The sequence below is a fragment of the Acidobacterium sp. S8 genome, from assembly GCF_009765985.1.
GTDB lineage: Bacteria > Acidobacteriota > Terriglobia > Terriglobales > Acidobacteriaceae > Alloacidobacterium.
Genome location: NZ_LMUM01000015.1, coordinates 224,330 through 244,489, shown reverse-complemented (window position 1 = coordinate 244,489; position 20,160 = coordinate 224,330). Strand labels below are relative to the sequence as shown.

The following is a 20,160-nucleotide window of genomic DNA, read 5'->3' as shown; positions in this document are numbered from 1 at the left end:
CCAAGTTTTCTCAGAATAGGCTAAAGACAACTCCAGAGCTATAGGTTTTCGGATTCAGGCCGTTTTGCAGGAGATAAATTTTGCCATAAGTGAAATCGAAGAGGCGCAGGTCGATGCGGCGGGTTAAATGGTAGTCGACTCCAGTCGCCATCTCCCAGCCAAGTTTATTTACTGAGGTAAGCTTGCCAGGCTCAGGCGGATAAGTGACGTGCGCTACGCCTATGTCGAAAGCGCCGTAAGGCGCGAAGCGATGCACCGGGAACTGTACGCGCGGGCCGATGAGGGCTGTGTCCTGATGAAATGGCGAAGGTCCCCATTTCAGGATCGAGCCGCGAGCCTCTCCTCCGAGCCATCGTGTGATCTGCAGATAGCCGCCAAGTGAAGGGCCAAGTAGATATTCGGTGCCGTAATTTGGCTTTCCTACCGTAAACTCGCCGAAAACATGAAGGCCTCCACCACCGCCCTGCGTTGCCGGAGCTACCTGCGCCGACGAGAATGAAGATGTGGCCAAGCAAAATAAAGCGAGGAGATAGTGCACATGGGAAAATCGAGATTGTCTTCGCATAGTTTCAGAGTCGTACAGGTACTCCTTGGATGACAGGATTGTCCATACAGAACACTACTAATAAAGCTGAGGTTGTCTGAGGTATCGCGTTTGTCATCCGACCACATGAGATCGAAAATGAAAGAATCGTTCTAAATCTCACGATTTCAGTTATTTGCGCGAGATTTGACTGCGATACTCTACTCGCAGATGGTGTTCAGGATGTCGCAGTTATGGAAAGTACCGCGAGAATCAACGCTACTGGCATGACCAGCATTCCAGTTCTAAAAAACTTCCAGGCGCTGACATGCAGTCCTTCTTTACGAATAGCTATGAGCCAGAGAATGGTAGCGAGCGAGCCGGTAACTGAGAGATTGGGTCCGAGGTCGATGCCAATCAGAATGGCATTCCGCAAAGCTCCCACGATGTGCGATTGATGCAGACTGGTTCCTGCAATCAGGCCGAGAGGGAGATTGTTGATCAGGTTGGTTCCGACGCCGACGCTGAAAGAAGCCGCAAGCAGGCCGATTGCAGGACGTAGAGTTTGGGCAGCATGCAGCAATTCCTGCGAAAGATGCAGCGCTCCTGCCTGATTGATGGCTTCGACGAGAACGAACAGACCGGCGACGAGAGGGAGAACGCTCCATGAGATTTCCCGAAACAGGGGAAGCGGAGAGGATTTTTCCTTTGCGCAGATGACGGCGGTCATCAGTACAGAGACGACGCAGGTAGGCAATCCCAGATCTCTGCCAAACGCGGATGCGACGAGCAACACCGCAGCTACAAGCCCGAGGCCGATGATGGTGAATTTGCCGGAGGCGGAGAGTTCTCCGTCAGGAATATCACTTTCGATTCTGTCTCGAATCTCATGACGGCAACACCAGCGCAGCGTCACATAAGTGACAAAAATGGAAACAATTGACGCGAAAAGGAAGACCCGCAGCCAGTGGCCGAGCGGTGGCAAATCCTGACGGAAGACGACCAGGTTGGCTGGATTTGAGATGGGCAGGACAAAGCTTGCGGCGTTGGCAATAAAGGCACAGCTGAAGAGGTAGGGAAGCGGCTCTGCTTTTGATTTCCTTACCGCCGCCAGCACAGCCGGGGTGAGCACGACGGCGGTCGCGTCATTGGAAAGAAACACTGTTACCAGAATACCGACGCCATAGATCAGGGAGAAAAGCCTGCGGGCCGATCCATTCGCCTTCTGCGTAGCCTTGACGGCGAGCCAGTCAAAGACGCCATGGCTCTTAGCTAGTTCGGCAAGGAGCATCATTCCGGTTAGAAACAGGTATACATCTGTACCTTCGGCGACGGCATGCCCGGCAATTTTGTAGGGGATAAGGCGGCAGACGATGAGGATCACGGCCGCGCCGCAAACCCACCAGACCTCAGGAATCTTCTTTGGCCGGATCAGCATGAGGATGATGCCGACGATGGATACCAACCAGATGAATGAATGAGTTAAAGGCATCATGGAGCTTTTCGGGATGGATCCTCGGGGAATGAGAGATGAGAAAACGGGCAACGGTTGGCTTTGGGTATGCGCTTTCATTATGTGCTAGGGGAGACGAGGAAATCAGTAGTATGATCGGGGAACAAAAATGAAAACAACATGTTGTTAAACCTTTCAGCGGTAGCTACTTGCTATTTGCGATTCCGGTGTCTTCTTTTCCTTTCCCTAGTTGTGCATATTTAAAGCGTCTGTTACTTTTGGCGCATTCTGTGGTTACTCCGGTCACCGCATAGGATATTTGTGTATTACGTTCGGTGCAGGTCGCTTTGTTAAATATTGAGATATTGAGCTGATGACAAATCGTGACGATATGAAGCCGGAACCTCGTCAGGCGGAGGACGATCTGGCAAAGGATGTGGCACATCTCTACTCGTGGGCGAGGGTAGAGGACGTTCCATATCGTGATTTTTCCCGACAGCATAGGCACACGGCTTCAGCCATGCACGCCGCCGCGGAGCCTGTCGAGGCTGCCGCCGGTCCGGCGCAGAGCATTGAAACTGTTGCGCAGGCGGTTGAGATTCCTTTATCGATCCTGCCACCCGTCGAGAGCGAATTGCCTCCTCCCCTGATGCCGATGGAAATACCCGCAGCATTGCGAATACCTGCTCCCAAAGAGGCTCCTACGACCCCGAAGGGGATCCGCCCGGCAGAACGTGAGCCGCACGAACGGAGATCCACGGCAATGGCGATCTACTCGCTGGCTGGTGGAGTGGGCAAAACCACCCTTTGCGCGAACCTGGGCAGAATTCTTTGTGCGCTAAAAGAGCGAGTGCTCCTGGTAGATGCTTCGGGAAGCGGGCTGCTGCCGTTTTACTTCGGCGCAACCGACCTTCGAGAAGGATTGCGTACCTTTGTTTCACCGGAGCCGAGTTATCCGCCGCTGCAGATCTTCGGCGCGGATGATGTGACAAGGGAGTGGCTGGAGAACGGCGTTGTACAGGCGATGCATCGCGCCGAACGCACGATTTTCGATCTGGGCCCAGCGACGATGGGCCTGCTGCCTGAGATATTCGAATTGTGCGGCGCTGTACTGGTGCCGCTGCTCTCCGATCTCAATTCGCTCCTGACCGTGTCGCGTATCGAAGCGTCGTTTGCTGCTATGAAAAAAGCAGGCCACAACGTGCCGGAAGTCTTTTATGTCTTCAATGAGTTTGATCCGCAACATCCGGTCGATCAGCAGGCGAGGGCGTTAGTGGAGCGGCAGTGCGGCGAACGGGTCCTGCCGATCAGCATCCAGTATGGCGAAGAGATTTCCAACGCGATTGCCGCGAGAATGACGGTGGCGGATCACACCCCGACGGCAGGCGTGACGCAGGATTATCTGCAGCTTGCCTTCTGGCTGCGCGAGAGAATGCCAGTGCCTGACACGGAGAAGAAGTCGGCAGTTCGCTGGAGTGAGCAGTGAGAAGGCTCGTAGGGAAATGGGAAACCCTGGGAATGCACGGCAGCTTCTGGGCCGGTACTGCACGCATTGCCGTCTATGCCATCCTACTTTTTTTCGCGTTTGAATGCGTGACGCTTGATTTCGGATGGGCGGAGCAGGGCGTTCTCGCTCTGCTGACAATTGTGCTCGCTTTTGTGATCCACCGGATCTCAGATTCTGAACTGGTAACGCTGGCGTTGATGTTCGCCTCGATGCTAGCCACGGCGCGATATGCGTACTGGCGAATTGTGACTGTAACGGGTGCTGTTACAGGAACTACGCAGAAGCTGAATATCGTTAATACTTTTTTCGTGCTCCTGCTTTTTTCAGCGGAGGCCTACGCGTTCATCATTCTGTTTCTGGGCTACATCCAGACGATTCGTCCCCTGCGCCGGCCGCCTTATCCGATGCCCCGGGAGGTCGACGAATGGCCCGAAGTGGACGTGCTGATCCCCACCTATAATGAGCCGCTGTCGGTGGTACGCTCGACGATTTTCGGCGCGACTAATATCGATTATCCCGAGGACAAGCTGCATGTCTATGTGCTGGATGATGGCAGGCGGGAAGAGTTTCGTAAGTTCTGCGAAGAGGCGCACGTTGGGTATGTGACGCGGCCTGACAACAAGCATGCCAAGGCCGGCAATATCAATCATGCGCTCAAGCTGCTCAAGTCACCCTATGTTGCAATTTTCGATTGCGATCACGTGCCCACGCGCAGCTTTCTGCAGGTGACGCTGGGCTGGTTTTTGAAAGAGCGCGAATTAGGAATGCTGCAGACGCCACACTATTTTTATTCGCCTGACCCGTTTGAGAAGAATCTCCGGCAGTTCACGGTGCCCAATGAGGGCGAGTTGTTTTATGGCGTGATCCAGGATGGCAATGACCTGTGGAATGCGACGTTTTTCTGCGGCTCGTGCGCCATTCTGAGGCGCGACGCGATTGAACAGATCGGCGGCATTGCTACGGAGACGGTGACGGAAGACGCGCATACCTCGCTCCGCATGCAGACCCGCGGCTGGAATACGGCATACATTAATATTCCCCAGGCGGCGGGACTGGCGACGGAGAGTCTTTCCAGCCACGTGGGCCAGCGGATTCGCTGGGCACGCGGCATGGTGCAGGTTCTGCGGACCGACAATCCACTCTTTGTTCCAGGATTGAAGTGGCCGCAGCGACTGTGCTACTTCAATGCGATGGCGCACTTTTTCTACGCGGTGCCGCGCCTGATTTTTCTTACCGCCCCGCTCGTTTATATGCTGCTTGGGTGCATCAATATTCCTGGCTCGTGGATAGCGATCCTGATGTACGCCATGCCGCATCTTTTCCTTTCAAACGTAACCAACCTGCGAATTCAGGGCAAATACCGGTATGCCTTCTGGAACGAGGTGTATGAGACGGTTCTTGCGCCCTACATTCTCGGTCCAACCTTGCTCGCACTCATCAATCCGAAGCTCGGAAAATTCAATGTGACGGCCAAGGGCGGCATTGTGCAAAAGAGCTACTTCGATGCGCGCATTGCGCGTCCTTATGTAGCTCTTCTGCTGCTGAATATTGCCGGCCTGATCATTGCGCCGATCCGCTTCTTCTACTGGAATGCGGATCATCCGGGAACGATCGCGATGAACACTTTCTGGATACTTTTCAATATGGTGATTGTCGGCACAGCGAATGCCGTAGCTCGCGAATCGAAGCAGGTGCGTTCTGATGTGCGCATCGATCTGCATATGCCGGTAGAGATTGTGCTGCCGGATGGAAGAAGCATTTTCGGCGAGTCGGTGAATCTCTCGCGCGGCGGAGCTTCCGTCAATCTGGAACAACCGCTGAGCCTTCCTCCCAATACCGCTGTAACTGTTATTTACCCAGTAAGGCGGGAACGGACGAATTTTCCCGCAACCGTGGTAGATGGAAGCGGCACCGCTCTTCGCGTCAAGTACGAGGAACTGTCACTGCACGAAGAAGAGTTATTGACGCTCGTTCTCTACTCGCGCGCCGATTCCTGGCTAAGCCGTAGCGAGCGACGCGTGGCTGACAAGCCGTGGCTCAGCTTCTTGCAACTCATGCGTTTGTCCGTGCGAGGAGTGGGGTACGCATTGGGAGTGCTGATTCCGAAGCGGAAGAGCGCGGATGCGCCGGCAACCGCAAGCGCGACGACGGCGATACTGCTGCTGGCGCTGCTTGCCGGAGCCTGCGTGCCGTCGCTTGCACAAAAGAAGAGTGGCAAAGCTGCTCCGCAGTTATCAGCGACAGCACCTGCGCCCGGCTCTTTTTCATCGACGTTTACGCTGAATGATATCGGAATCCCATCCGGTATCCTCTTCCGGGGTGTCGCGGCATCCCGCGATATTCCGTTTGCCTTGCCACAGACCGACGTAGTGCAAGAGGCGAAGCTTCATCTGCATTACGGGTTTTCTCCGGGATTGATTCCGCAGATGAGCCATCTGAGCGTTCTGATGAATGGCACACTGGTCGCGACGCTTCCGATTCCGGAAAAAGTGGCCGATGTGCAGGCACCGCTGACGGCGGATATTCCTTTGCCCGCGGAATTACTGGTTCGCAATAACGTGCTGACCCTTGAGTTTGTGGGCCACTACACGCAGAAATGCGAGGATCCGGCAAACACAGTGCTGTGGGGCCGCGTAGATAATACGTCGAGTATCGAGGTTTCAGGCTCGCTGTTGCAGCTTGTCGATGATTTAAAGATGCTGCCGCTCCCGTTTTATGACGGAGCACTTGGAAGTTCTTCGGCAGCGATTCCGTTTGCATTTGCAAGCGTGCAGCCGAGCCGTGAATCACTGCAGGCTGGCGGGATTGTGGCCTCGTGGTTCGGAATTCTTGCGAAGTCCAGGCCACTCACATTTCCGGTATCGGTAGGCACGCTGCCCAAGGGCAATGTTGTGGTGTTCGTGCAGAACCGCAGCGAGGTGCCGGCTGGCATTCAGTTGACTGAAGATGGTCCCACGGTTGCCGTGCGGACGAATCCTTCCGATCCTTATGGGAAGGTCCTAATTATTGCCGGGGACAATGGCGATGAGCTTCTGACTGCGGCGCGGTCCTTAGCCACCGGAAACGCGATGCTGCAGGGAAATATCGTGCATGTTCCGGAATATCAGCTTCCCGAAGCGCGGAAAGCTGATGATGCTCCGTTGTGGATGAGCACCGAGCGGCTCTCACCATTCTGGGATTATTCCGCCAACGCTGAATTGCAGAGCGACGGTTCGGGGCCTTTGCCGGTTTATCTGCGGGTGCCGCCCGATCTCTACTACGGCGACAAGCAGAACTTACTGTTGCACATGGATTATCGCTATAACGCGATTCCACTTGCCAACGGATCGACCCTGCGGATCACCAGCAACGGATCTCTGGTGGATCAGCTTCCGATGCCTCATGCAGAAGTGAACCGGAAGACGCTGAGCTATGATGCCGCCGTACCGCTGGTGAACATGCGGCCCTTCGCCAATACCTTCCTGTTTAATTTTTATTTCCAGATGGCGAAGACCGGTAATTGCCAGGATACGGCGCCTATCAATCTACAGGGTGCAATCCTGCGTAGCTCATACCTCGACATTCGCGGGATCGACCACTGGGCATCGATGCCGAACCTGGAACTTTTCTCGAATGCCGGCTTCCCGTTTACGCGTTTTGCCGATCTTTCGCAGACGAGGATCATTCTGCCGCAACGATCATCGCCTGATGAGATTGGCGTGTATCTAGCGTTGCTCGGTCATTTTGGACAACAGACCGGTTATCCGGCGCTACGCTTGACGGTAGGAGACTCGTCGCTCCTGGGAGCAGACGCCGATTACCTAGTTCTGGGCACGCAAGCCGATCAACCGGCGTTTCAGCAACTGAATCCGCAGCTATTGGTTCAGGTGCAGGATCAGGGGTATTCCGTCAGCGATACGGGCGGCTTTTTCTCCCTGGTGGAGCATGCCTGGTGGCAGGTTTCCCAGATGCGTCCCAAGTGGTGGTGGAAGGTGAACCAGGCGCAGCAGCGGAAAGGACTTCTTCAGAGCCTGGGCGAATTTCCCGAGGCGCTGGTCCAGGGCATCGAGTCGCCCTGGTCTTCAAACAGATCCGTCGTCGCTATCACATTCCGCAATGATCAGACGATGGGCCCGTTTATTAATGCGCTACAGAAAGCAACTACCTCGAGCGCCGTCAGCGAGTCGGTGAGCGTTCTGCACGGGCAGGATTTTAGTTCGTACCGGCTGGGTGATCGCTTTTACCACGTCGGTTATCTGCCATGGTGGTCGCGGATCCGGTACTGGCTGCGAACCTATCCCTGGATGGTGGTCGTGCTGACATTTGTGCTTGGGTTATTTGTCGTGCCCTGGACGCGAGCGCGCCTGGACCGCAGAGTAGCAGAGCGCCTGGGAACGCAAAAGCCGTGAAACGCTGGTTAGTGCTGCTCGCTGTGCTGGCAGGATGCCAGATGTCGGGAGCGGCTTCATCTTCCTGGCCTTTCTGGAATCACTACGTGGCGTATTTTGTGAAGCCGGAAGGGCGGGTTATCGATCCGGACAGAAATTCGATGACTACGTCAGAAGGGCAGAGTTATGCTATGTTCTTCGCCCTGGTTGCGAATGACAGGGCGATGTTTGAACGGCTTCGCTCGTGGACTGAGGGAAACCTTGCAAAAGGCGATCTCTCCAAAAACCTGCCGGCCTGGAGCTGGGGCGCGAAGCCAGATGGCTCATGGGGTGTACTTGACCCGAATTCGGCCTCTGATGCCGACTTATGGACCGCCTACGATCTGATCGAAGCAGGCGACCTTTGGGCCGTACAACAGTACAGCAATGCGGGGGCAGCGATGCTTGCGCTGATTGCAGAAGATGAAACGGCTACCTTGCCGAACCTGACCAAGGTATTGTTGCCCGGCAATGTGGGGTTCCACTGGTTCAACACACGATGGCTGCTGAATCCAAGCTATACGCCTGTGCCCTTGCTACTGGCTGCAAACAGGGTCGATAAGCGGGGTCCATGGAAGCAGATTCTGGATGCCTTTCCCATATGGATGGGAAAGGCCAGCCCTTCCGGGTTTGCGATGGACTGGGTCGAGTACACATTGGGCACAGGATTTGCTCCGGTCAGCGCGCCCGGAGATACCAGGACGGCACGCGGCAGCTATGACGCTATCCGCGTGTATCTGTGGGCGGGAATGAGTCCCGGAGAGGTCGAAGAAAGTACCCAGCTGCTGCAGATATTGAAGCCCATGCAGCGATATGTGGAGGCGCATATGTCACCTCCAGAGTCGGTGAATCCCGATGGAAGTATTGCGAGTGAGAAGGCTCCGCCGGGATTTGCGGCTGCGATGGTGCCGTTTCTTGTTACAGAAGGAGACGCGGATGCGGCAACCTTCCAGCTGCGTAACGTGCTCGCACAGTTCGATTCCGTTACGGGGCTTCTGGCGCATCCGCCCCGATATTACGACCAGAACCTGGCGTTATTTGCGCTGGGATGGCAGGACGGACGATTTCGATTTGCTCCGGATGGAAAGCTGAGGGTTCAATGGAAAAATTAAACCGCAATGCGTGCCGCAGACTTCTGCTTCTGGCCGTCTGTGCGATTGGATTTGCCATTTCCTGTCCCGCGCAGACGCAGACCTCCGCGCAACAGGTGCTGCTGAAGAGGGCGGCGTCTCTGGCTGCCGGCGGCCATCTGGACATGGCGGTACAGACCTGGCAGCAGGTGCTGCTGGCTGATGTCAATAACCGCGAAGCACTGCTCGGGATTGCCAAAGCCGATATGCAGCTGGGAAAAGCCGATGAGGCGGCGGGATATCTTCAGCGCTTCAGGGCCGCGGGCGGCAGCGCGGATGAGGCGGCGAAGGTTCAGGCCATATCGGGCGGGCAGTCGCGGAACGAGCGTCTGCGGCAGGCGGGGCAACTAGCTGCGTCGGGCCGTTATGCGGATGCGATGCGGCTCTACCGCGAAGCGTTTGGCGACATACCCCCGGCGGGGAATTACGCGCTGGCATATTACGACACGGAGTCTGCGATTCCGGAAGACCGTCCTCATGCCATTGCCGGATTACGGAAGCTGGCGAACCAGTTTCCTGCGGATTCGAGATATGCCATCACACTGGGACGTATTCTTACCTACGATCCGAAGACGCGTGCGGAGGGAATTGCTCTCCTGCAGAAGTACAGCGACGTGGCTTCCGCTCAGACGGCTTTAGCCCAGGCGCAGGCGTGGAATGCCAGCGCGGGGAAGACTGAAGCGGGTACGCCGGCGACTGCGACCAATGCTCCTACAGCACCCGCGCCGGTTGTGGACTCGGCTGAAGCAGCAGCCTATCGCGCACTCAACGCGGGAAGGCTGGATGAGGCAACGCAGCGCTTCCAGGGGCTGCTGGCCAAGCAGCCAAACAATCCGCGAGCCCTTAGTGGTTTGGGCTACGTGTACATGAAGCAGCAGGACTTTGGACATGCGTTGACCTACTTCGAGCGCGCCCGCGCAGAGGGAGCGAAAGGGCTGGATAGCTCGATTGCCACTTCGCGGTTCTGGCAGCAGATGGGAGATGCCGGCAACAAGATGCAGTCGGGTGACACGGAGGCTGCGATCGAGTCGTATCGAGGAGCATTAGCTCAGAAGCCGACGAGTCCCGATGCGCTGGAGGGATTGGGCGGCGCGCAGATGAAGGCTGGGAGCTACGCCGAAGCGGTGGACTCTTTCCAACGCGCAGTGCGGTTGGCGCCGGGGCGGGAGCCGGCATGGCGCGGTCTCTTCATAGCACAGTCCATGTCGAACGACGCGCAGGGTGCGCTGCAGACGAACAGCCGTATGCCGAAGGATGTCCATGCGCATCTGGATAACGATCCCGAATTCCTGCGGCTCCTGGCGCAGGACTATTCCAGCCTGGGACGCAAGGCAGATGCGGACCGCACGGTGGAGCGGGCGCTGTCACTGCCATTTCCGAACCAGGGGCGCGATCTGCCGGTCGATAAGCAGATGCAGTATGCGAATCTGCTGATGACTGCCAAGAAGTATGAGCCGGCGCTGCAGCTTTATCGCCAGGTAGTGGCGCAGGATCCAGAAAATGCCGGCGCATGGCGCGCACTGATTGCAGCGCAACATCAACTGGGCCGGGATCAAGAGGCGCTGGCTTCGATCAGCGGCATGCCGAAGACGGTGATCGATAGTGAGCAGAACGATCCGTCGTTCCTTGTGCTGGTAGGTTCCATTTACCAGACCGAGCATCAGTGGGATCGGGCGCGGAAGTATCTGGAGCGCGCACTGACGGTTGCGCCTCCGCCGCAGGCCGGCATCGAGTTGCAGCTTGCGGATATCTACGCGGCAGAGAACGAGCCGCAGAAGGCATACGCGATCTATCGCAAGCAACTGGATGCTGATCCCGAAAACCTCGCAGCATGGCGCGGCGTGCTGAATGCGTTGCACCAGCAGAACCAGGACCGCGAGGCGCTGCGGAGGATTGCGGCGATGCCGGAGTCGGTACGTCTACGGCTCGAAGGCGATCCGGCGTATCTGCAGACGCTGGCGTCGATTCAGTCCGGCGCCAAGCAGAATCAGGCGGCGCTGCGGAGCTTTGCTCAGCTGGCGCAGATCTATCGCGACCGCGGAGCCGATATGCCGGTGGATACGCAGATCCAATATGGATGGGTTCTGCTGAATGCCGGCAATGATCGTCAACTGTATGCGCTGGTGTCTAACCTGGCGAACTCGCCGGACATGACCGACGAGCAGCAAGTGCAGTTCAATCAACTGTGGGCTTCGTGGAGCGTTCGCCGCGCGAACAGCGCGTTAGCTGCGGGGGATCAACGGCGTGCGCTGGCGATCCTGGCTGCGGCGTTGCAGGCGTTTCCGGATAATCCGGATGTTTCGGGCGCTCTTGCTGGTCTCTACATGAAGGCGGGGCAGCCGAAGCAGGCAGTCGCTATCTATGCTTCACGCGATATGACCCATGCGACGCTGCCTCAGTACCAGGGAGCGATCGGCGCGGCGATGGCTGCTCGCGATATGAAGCAGGCGCAGACATGGCTTGAGGCGGCGCTGGACCAGTACAAGACGGATCCTCAGATTTTGAAGCTCGCTGCTCAGTATGAGCAGGCGCGCGGCAATCAGGATCGCGCAGCGGCTTACTATCGTGCGGCGCTCGATGCCATGGGGCCATCGTCGCCGGGGCTGATGTTTACGCAGCCGGGCGATACGGGCCAGCCGGGTGGATTATCTCCGACGCAGCAGCTGATGCAGTTGCTGGCTCCGGCAGGACGAGTGAGCCAGAACAGTGGCGGTCCGCTTGATCCTGCGGTCGAGGGAGATCGCGCGGCGGCTTCGTGGCAGGAGGCTCCGCCGGTGAATACACCGACGCTCGGCGACTTTGCCGATGCCGGCGGCACTCCGGCTGAGACTGCTCCGGTAGAAACGGAACGCGCTTCAACTGCGGAAATCACTCCACCTGAGGTAGCATATGTTCCGCCGGTGCGAAGCCAGCGTCATCATGCTGTCACAGTCGAGCAGCAGGAGGTTTCGTCATCGGTTGACTACATTGCGCCTGCTCCGATGCGTGCTCCGGTTCAATCTGCTGTTTCGTCTTCACCGCGACAAGCTTCCTTTGAGCCGACGTCGAACGCGAGACCGTTTGTCGATGCGAACGATGCGAATCCCGCGAATCGGCTGCAGGCAGCAATCCGGCAGATGAATGGGCAGATATCCCAGGATACGGGGCTGCCGCCGGTCACGCCTCCGCAGGCTCCCGATGAGACGAACTCCATCCCTGCGCCGTACACGGCCAGAGAGACGGCGAAGGTCGAGACGCCGGTTCTGCCTCCGCTGACCGGATCGGGCATGCCGGTGGTGCGAGTGAAAACTGAGCGCGAGCAGGTCGAGGAACAACTCGAGATCCTGCGGGGCGCGGGTAGTCCGTGGACCGGCGGAGCGGCGGTAGTGGACTATCGCAGCGGCCAGCCAGGTTATGACCGTCTTGCTGCCTACACGGGGCAGATTGAAGCATCAAGCATGCTCGGTCCGGGCGTGCGCGGCACGATCATTACACGGCCTGTACTGCTCGACTCGGGCACGGCTACGAGCACGGAAACCTTTCAGCAGGGAACTCTGCCTGCTGACTCACTGCCGTACCTGCAGTCCGCTGCCGGTATCGGCGGCGAGTTCCAGCTGCGGACGGCGTCGTTCGCTGCCAATCTTGGGTACACACCGAGCGGCTTCCTGGTGGCGAATGTGCTCGGCGGCATCTATGTGCATCCGCCGACGTCGCACTTCACGCTGACCTTCTCGCGCGATCCGGTTACCGATACGCAGCTCTCTTATGCGGGCCTACGCGACCTGGGCAGCAAGAGCGACACCTATATCGGCAACACCTGGGGCGGCGTGATGACGAATGCGGGCGAGCTGCAGCTGGCATTCGGCGATGCGCAATCCGGCTGGTACATCCAGGGAGGCGGCCAGTATATTACCGGGCGCCACGTTGAGGACAATACGCGTATTGACGGAGATGCAGGCGCTTACTGGGAGGTTCTGCATCGTCCCGAATACGGACGGCTGGTTGTGGGCATGAACTTTTTCGGCATGCACTACGATCACAACTTGCGCTACTTCACTTACGGGCAGGGCGGATACTTCAGCCCGGCGGCGTATATGCTGGGCGGCGTGCCGATCACATTTGAGGGGCATCGCGGACCACGGTTCCACTATCGCGCGACGGGAAGCTTCGGCCTGCAGGCATTCCAGGAGAACTCGACTCCGTATTATCCACTCGATCCGACGCTTCAGTATGCGAGGAACAATCCGTACTACCCGGAAAATACCAGCGTGAGCGCGAATTACAGCTTTGAAGGCGAGGGCGCTTATGCCATCGCGGAGCACTGGTATGTCGGCGGTTTCCTGAGCTTCAATAACACGCGCGATTATGCGAGCAATCGCGGCGGATTCTATGTGCGTTATCTCTTCCGGCCGCAGCCGGCGCTGGAAGAAAACGGACCAACAGGGCTTTTCCCGATGCAGGGAATGCGGCCTCTGCAGGTGCCATAGGCGGGACGGGCCCCCTCCCCCACTGCGACCCGGCTTTCTTTTGTTTTCCAATAGCATAGCGGAGGATGATCCCCCGCTATGTAATTGATTTTGCTCGGGTTAGTTCGGTTCTAGCGTTTTCAATTACTTAGCGGGGATCGTCGCTGTTTTAGAGTGATTTTTCTCGCTGGCTTGGTTTTGAGATTCTTCCGCTTCGTTCTCAGGGTCGAAATGACGTTCGTAAAGAACAAGCCTTCTATATTCAGAATAGCGAATTTGGTCTATATATTCTGCCAAATATTGTTGGCACGATTATCGTGGGGAATCAGCCGGATGGGGACAAAGTTTTCAAAGGGTTATTGACACGGATGGGGCCGATTCCTTTTCATGCTTCTGTTTGCAACAGGTTAAAATGTCGGAAGTGGCCCCGTAGCTCAGGTGGATAGAGCGACGGTTTCCTAAACCGCAGGTCGGAAGTTCGAATCTTCCCGGGGTCACCATGGAATCAACAAGTTACATAAATAGAAATGCTTTCGAAAGTGCTTGGTGTCAGTTATGGTGTCAGTTGTGCTAGACTGCTGCTTTGAGTGCGCGTATGGCCGAGAAAAAGACTCCATCCAAGGTCAGAGGGGTATACGAGCGGGAACCGGGAAGTGGCATCTGGTGGATTCGCTTTACTGAGGCTGGCAAGATCCGTCGCGAAAAGGTTGGACGCCGTTCCGATGCGGTTGCGCTGTACCAGAAACGGAAGGCGGAAGTCCGTGCCGGCATAAAACTTCCAAGCAACCTGCGACAACGGCCAATCACCATTGCCGAACTTGGAGAGGAGGCGAAGCAGTGGTACAAGGACCATGACAAGCGGGATCTTCGCACCTTCACAGGGCGGATGGATTTGATCATCAAAGAATTGGGCAATCGTGCCGCCGACACGGTGAAACCCAAAGAAATCGACGACTGGCTCAGCAGCCACCCCCGGTGGAGCCCAGCTACCAAGAACCGGTACAAGAGCGTTCTGAGTAAGGCTTATCAGCTTGCCCTCCGCAGCGACAAGGTCAGCCGCAATCCGGTCCGGTCAGTCGAGCACAGAAATGAAGGCGACGGCCGCATACGGTATCTCAGGCCCGAGGAGGAGATTAGCCTCAAAGCGGTGATCGCACGTCGTTGTCCTGGGCACATACCGGCGTTGGTCTTTGCCTTGCACACCGGACTGCGGAAGTCGGAACAGTTCGGGTTGAGATGGACCGATGTAGACATGAGCCGCAAAGTGATTATCGTTCCCCATCCCAAAAACAACCGGTCGCGCGAGATAACAATGAATGAAACCTGCTTCACGGTGATCCAGGATTTGTACAAAAACCGTCCTGATGACGACCGGATCTTCCGGTCAGATCGATACAAGAAGCGGCCGATCATAGACATCAAGAAAGCTTTCGAGAGCGCGGTAAAAGAAGCCAAGATCGAGGACTTCACCTGGCACTCCCTTCGTCATACGTTCATAACCCGATTGGTGCAGGCTGGGGTTGACTTACGTACGGTTCAATATCTGGCAGGACATCAGAGCCTAGCTATGACGGGACGCTACGCGCACTTTGCTCCCGCCCTGAATCAGGCTGCCGTCAGGCGACTCGATCAAGTCGTTGTCGATTGAATCTGTCTGATACGGCTAGGCGCGTAGATGCGTCTTCTTGCCCGCGACATCCACTGCACAGCGCCGTCGGTAGTACTTCTGTGCGTGATCGCTGCTTCCTTGCAGCCCTGATTCACCGTCTTCCCGTTCGCTAGACCCACTTCAATTTGCCGCAACAGCTTCACGCCTGGTCAGGCGTGTGCCTCTTTCTTGCCATGGCCCAGCTCCTTATACTCAGTCTCTATCACTCAGGACTGGTGCAAATTCAGCCGAGCAGGCCAGTGGTAATTCAAAACAATCGAAAAACAACACCTGAGCTAATAGATTTTGAATTTAATCCATTAATAACGTGAATGGCCCGATACATCTCGGAACTTTTGCTATACCGTAGCGAGCGGTGGAGTCCCATGCAGGCCGTCTGCCGCCGTTGCCCAAGCGTAGAGCATCCGGTCGTGCAAGACGGCCGCGCTGCTCCGCAGCGGATGGATGGTGACACGTCATCCCCAAAAGGGAACTGCAGAGCTGCCTTGTAGGCGTAATCGTTAACGCGTTTTGTTTGAGCTAATTGCGATTTACGGTTTACGCACGTAAACATTGCGGTTTGCTGCTGGAGGCGATGTGGTGTTTCATGTGTGGACACCTTAGCTAAAAGCAATTGTTGAAACTGCTGCTGTGTTGCACGCATCCAAGCCTTGCAACCGGAATTCCCGCGCGAGGCCCTTTCTCATGGCTTCTTCTGATATCAAGCAACCGACAGTTCCGTCAGCGGCTCCCGCCAGTCCGCTAAAGGGGACGTACCGTGCAAAATCCGTCGCTACAAGGCTTACGGAGGCGGAGTTTGGCGAGGTGGAATCTGCTGTGGCGACAGCCGGGAAGAAGCTGGCAGAATGGCTTCGCGATGCCGCACTGACACAGGCGCGCTCCTCACAAGAGCTGACCGATTCGATCTTGCTGGCTGAGATCCTGGGGATGCGTTCTCTGATGCTGAACCTGTTTGCCCGAGCATCCGAGGGTCCGATAAGCGTCGAAGACCTGCGCAAAATGTCTGCACATGCAGACTCCATTAAGGAGCATAAGGCGCAGGAATTCCTGGCCCAAAAGCGGCTGCAAAGCAACACGAGATAGGCGGAGAATCCACCATGCAATGGCTGCGCTTTCGCGCCGTGTTTCCGTGGCGAATTGCCCTGCTTTTGGCCCTGCTTCCGACTATTCCATTACTCATCTTCGGGGTGTGGTTCAGGTGGGAACTTCAACCCCTTGAGAGGTACTATTTGTCGGCGTATTGGGAGAGTTTGGAGGGCGCAAAACAGCCTAGAAGCACCACCCAAATCGTGTGGCTGTTCAAGGCGGCTCCGGGGCGGAAGAGTGAGCCCGTTATCGACGTGGACGTGACCTCTGAAAGGCCGTGGAGCCTGTCTCTTGAGCTCTCTTCTTCGGCCCGCGAACGTGGGTGGCTCAGCCTGGTGAAGAGCCGTCGGGAAGCAGTCAATTCCGCCAAGTTGGAAGTGTTCTTAGAGGAGGACTTCTATGGCCATCGGAGCGTTCGTCAAGTGATAGCCGAGCCGCTCCTTTATGCATGCAGTGCGCCCTTCCTTGTGCTCTATGTCGCGTTCATGATGAAGAGAGAATTGGGGATCGAATGGAACAGGCTTCGTGAGGAGGTTTCGGGGTCGGAATTGACCTTCAATCTGGCGGAGATTTGGAACCAATTTGCCAAGCAGATTCGGTCGTGGATTGGGCGACGAATAGTGATCGAGAAAGCCCAGCTCGAACGAGACGATTCCGCTATCAAAACGATCCCTAATGCCCCAGTCAATCCGGGTACGGTTCAACAGGTAAAAGGGGGTCCATTAACGGGTGAGAAGCGGCACCTTTCAAGCTTCCTAGAAGAGCCACGAACGCGCTCGATCTTCCCCGGAAGAGCATCCGCTCACGATGCCAAAGAACAGTCGAAACCGTGGCACGAGTCGCAGTGGATTGACTGACGCATTCGACCTCTCGAAGAGAGTCTCATCGCCCCGGATAAAGACTCGTATATAAGGCAGCAATCCCACCCCAATTCCCCTCGCTTCAAACCAGGTATGTGCCTCACTCATTCACTTCTAATAGCCTTGCGATAGACGTCTCAATTGACCCCTTAATCTGAACGCGATGTGAGCTTCAATCAATGTTCATGCGGGTATTCGCAATTCCTTCATAGAAAATATTTTTCAGATATGCGCCCCTTTTTTCCGCAAATAGAGTTACGCTATGCAGCAAGCAGTTGCGAGATTCTGCTGCTCATGTAGCGAGGCTGTTGCGCATGTTGACTATTTCCAAAGCGCTGTCTGCAACTCAGGCCCGCACATATCATGCGCGCGAGTTCACTTCAGAGAAGCAAAACTACTGGAGTCGCGACCAGCAAGGACATAGCGAGTGGCAAGGAGAGCTTGCCCGTAAATGGGGTTTACAAGGCGTAGTCAGAGATGAGCACTTTGCACGACTGAGCGAAGGACAGCATCACGAGAGTGCCGCACAGCTGGTCAAGCATCAACCCGCCAGAACCTACGAAAATGAATATGGCAAGCAGATCACGAGCGCAGAGCACCGCGCCGGATGGGATGCAACATTCTCTGCGCCGAAGTCGATTTCTCTCACTGCGCTCGTAGGTGGTGATGAGCGTGTGCGCGAAGCGCATCGTGAGAGTGTTCGTGTGGCATTGCACGAATTGGAGCGCTATACGCAAGCGCGCATCGGCAATATCCATGCGCCTGAGACGACTGGAAAGCTTGTTGCTGCTACTTTTGAGCACGATACAGCTCGGCCCGTTAATGGTTATGCTGCTCCGCAGCTTCATACGCACGCCGTCATCTTCAACGTGACGGAACGTGGGAATGGTCAAACTCGCGCATTGCAGGAACGCAGTCTCTTCCAGTCCCAACAATACGCGACCAGCGTGTATCGCTCAGAGCTCGCCATGCGGTTACAAAGACTCGGTTATGAAATAGAGCGTGGAGAGTATGGGCAGCCGGACATCAAAGGTTATACGCGAGAGTATCTGGATGCATCGAGTCTGCGCCGGGCACAAATCAAAGAGCATTTGCAGGACATAGGCAGAGACGGTGCTGGTGCGGCGCAGGTTGCCGCTCATCGCACAAGGGATGGCAAAGACCTGCTCTCGCGTGAAGAGGTGTTGCACCGACATTGTGAACTCGCTGCAAAGTTCGGCAATCAGCCGGACCAGGTTGTTTCGCAAGCGAGAGAACAAGCACAGCGCCACAGGCCGCGGATTGATAAGACTGCACAGCAATCGATCACATACTCGCGCAATCATGTCTTTGAGCGTTCGGCAGTGCAGGATGAGCGAACGATCCTGCAAGCTGCAATCGACCGCAGTATGGGAGAAGCCACCTACAACCAGGTAAGGCAGGAATTTGAGCAGAGAGTCATTCGAGGCGAGTTTCGCCGTGTGGAGCGTATGGACGGCAGAGCTGGACCGCAGTATACGACGGCTGAGATGGTTCGTCTGGAGCGGGAGATTGTTGGTTCCATGCAGCAAGGCAATCTACGCGGCTTTGAAAATTCCATGCTCGTTTCGCCTCCATTGCGAATACGAATCGAAGACCAACACCCGGAGTTGAGCAAAGCACAGCTTGGTGCGGTCGATGAAATTTTCTTAAGTCGCGAAAAGATTATCGGTCTGGACGGCGTCGCCGGTGCAGGCAAGACAACAACGCTGGCTGTGATCCGGGAAGGAGTAGAGGCACAGGGGTACGTGGTTGAAGGATTTGCTCCGACATCACGCGCCGCACAGAAGCTCTCCGAGGTCGGCATGAAGACCTCGACTCTTCAGCACCATCTTGTTCGGGGAGAACAACTGGACACAGGCGAGAAGAGACTCTTTGTGCTCGATGAATCGTCGCTTGCCTCCACGCGCCAGATGCACGAGTTTGTGACGCGTCTCCATCGGAATGACCGCGTTCTCCTGGTTGGAGATACCCGCCAGCATGAAGCTGTCGAAGCAGGCCGCCCCTTCGCACAGCTTCAGGACGCGGGAATGCGCACGGTGAAGCTGGATGAGATTGTTCGCCAGCGTGATCCGGAGTTAAAACAGGCCGTCGAACAACTAGCGCGTGGGCAGGTTAGAGCCGCTGTCGAAAGTCTGGACCGACAGGGGCGCGTGCATGAAGTCAGGGAGCGCGGGGATCGCATTGCAACGATTGCGCGCGAGTATGCCTCATCGCCGGAAAGCACGCTGGTTGTCTCACCGGACAACCGCTCACGTAGCGAGATCAACCAGCAGATTCATAAGGAACTGCAGTCGCGCGGTGCAATAAGCAAACAAGAGAATTCTATGCAAATGCTTGTGCCGCGCCAGGAGATGACCGGCGCAGACCGTAGTTGGGCGCAGCAGTATCAGGTCGATGACATCCTGCGCTATTCACGGGCATCGAAGGAGACCGGCATTGGAAAGGGAGAATATGCTCGCGTGATCGCCGTCCATCCCCAGGAAAATACGCTGACCGTTCTGCGAGCCAATGGCGAGCAGACGACATACGATCCTCACCGTCAGATGGGCGTCTCCGTATACCGTAAGCAGGAAAAGGTGTTTTCGATTGGCGACCGCGTTCAGTTCACCGCACCCAATCAGGAGTTGAAGATCGCGAATCGTGAGTTGGGAATGGTGGAGAACATAGCACAGGATGGCACGATGTGGTTGAAGCTGGACGTTGGGCGCAGCGTGAATTTTGACTCACAGCGTTTTCCGCACCTTGACCACGGTTATGCCATGACAAGTTATTCCAGCCAGGGACAGACTGCGGAGCGCGTGTTGATTCATGTAGACACTGAGCTCGGCGCAAAGGACTTGCTGAATAACCGTATGGCCTATGTCTCAATTTCGCGCAGCCAGTGGGACGCACAGATTTTCACAAACGATAAGGATAAGTTGTCACAAGTTCTGTCCCGTGACGTTTCGCATCAGAGCGCCTACAAGCCGGAACAGGCGATTGTTTCCATGCAACAGAAGGTTGCTCCATCACCAGCATACGGCCTGGAACAGGGCATTGGTTTAGGTCTGGGGATATAAA

General features: G+C 56.2%; 10 protein-coding genes and 1 tRNA gene. 9 read left to right on the top strand and 2 right to left on the bottom strand.

What is annotated here, in order from left to right; translation table 11 throughout:
- Window positions 1–10: 10 nt before the first annotated feature.
- Both GSQ86_RS04910 and GSQ86_RS04905 read right to left on the bottom strand, forming a co-directional pair.
- Window positions 11–511, bottom strand: coding sequence for a hypothetical protein (locus GSQ86_RS04910; protein ID WP_158748832.1), 501 nt, complete (start codon window positions 509–511; stop codon window positions 11–13).
- A gap of 250 nt (window positions 512–761) precedes the next feature.
- The gene (locus GSQ86_RS04905; RefSeq protein ID WP_158748831.1) at window positions 762–2,018 is read right to left on the bottom strand and encodes an arsenic transporter; all 1,257 of its coding nucleotides are present in this window, start codon (window positions 2,016–2,018) and stop codon (window positions 762–764) included.
- Between the two features lie 331 nt (window positions 2,019–2,349).
- Here GSQ86_RS04905 and GSQ86_RS04900 point away from each other — a divergent pair, with 331 nt between their 5' ends.
- The 9 genes from GSQ86_RS04900 (at window position 2,350) to mobF (ending at window position 20,159) form a co-directional block, all read left to right on the top strand.
- Window positions 2,350–3,462 (top strand): cellulose synthase operon protein YhjQ/BcsQ, encoded by a 1,113-nt coding sequence (locus GSQ86_RS04900; RefSeq protein WP_158748830.1) that lies wholly within the window; start codon window positions 2,350–2,352, stop codon window positions 3,460–3,462.
- On the top strand, window positions 3,459–7,871 hold the full coding sequence (bcsA, locus tag GSQ86_RS04895; RefSeq protein WP_158748829.1) for a UDP-forming cellulose synthase catalytic subunit: 4,413 nt from the start codon (window positions 3,459–3,461) through the stop codon (window positions 7,869–7,871). The genes GSQ86_RS04900 and bcsA overlap by 4 nt, the downstream gene beginning before the upstream one ends.
- The gene (gene bcsZ / locus GSQ86_RS04890) at window positions 7,868–9,001 is read left to right on the top strand and encodes a cellulose synthase complex periplasmic endoglucanase BcsZ (RefSeq protein ID WP_158748828.1); all 1,134 of its coding nucleotides are present in this window, start codon (window positions 7,868–7,870) and stop codon (window positions 8,999–9,001) included. The genes bcsA and bcsZ overlap by 4 nt, the downstream gene beginning before the upstream one ends.
- Window positions 8,989–13,485 carry a cellulose biosynthesis protein BcsC gene (locus GSQ86_RS04885; protein ID WP_158748827.1) on the top strand — a complete coding sequence of 1,499 codons (4,497 nt, stop codon included), beginning with the start codon at window positions 8,989–8,991 and terminating at the stop codon, window positions 13,483–13,485. The genes bcsZ and GSQ86_RS04885 overlap by 13 nt, the downstream gene beginning before the upstream one ends.
- Before the next feature lie 402 nt (window positions 13,486–13,887).
- A tRNA-Arg gene (locus GSQ86_RS04880) sits at window positions 13,888–13,964 on the top strand.
- 95 nt (window positions 13,965–14,059) lie between these two features.
- Complete coding sequence (locus GSQ86_RS04875; RefSeq protein WP_158748826.1) at window positions 14,060–15,112, top strand: site-specific integrase; 1,053 nt, start codon at window positions 14,060–14,062, stop codon at window positions 15,110–15,112.
- Window positions 15,113–15,817: 705 nt separating this feature from the next.
- Entirely contained in the window at window positions 15,818–16,216 is a 399-nt protein-coding gene (locus GSQ86_RS04870) for a hypothetical protein (RefSeq protein WP_158748825.1), read from the top strand.
- A 14-nt stretch (window positions 16,217–16,230) separates the two neighbouring features.
- Window positions 16,231–17,076: a hypothetical protein gene (locus tag GSQ86_RS04865; protein WP_158748824.1), complete on the top strand. Its 846-nt coding sequence runs from the start codon at window positions 16,231–16,233 to the stop codon at window positions 17,074–17,076.
- Between the two features lie 317 nt (window positions 17,077–17,393).
- The gene (mobF, locus tag GSQ86_RS04860) at window positions 17,394–20,159 is read left to right on the top strand and encodes a MobF family relaxase (RefSeq protein ID WP_158748823.1); all 2,766 of its coding nucleotides are present in this window, start codon (window positions 17,394–17,396) and stop codon (window positions 20,157–20,159) included.
- Window position 20,160 lies beyond the last annotated feature (1 nt).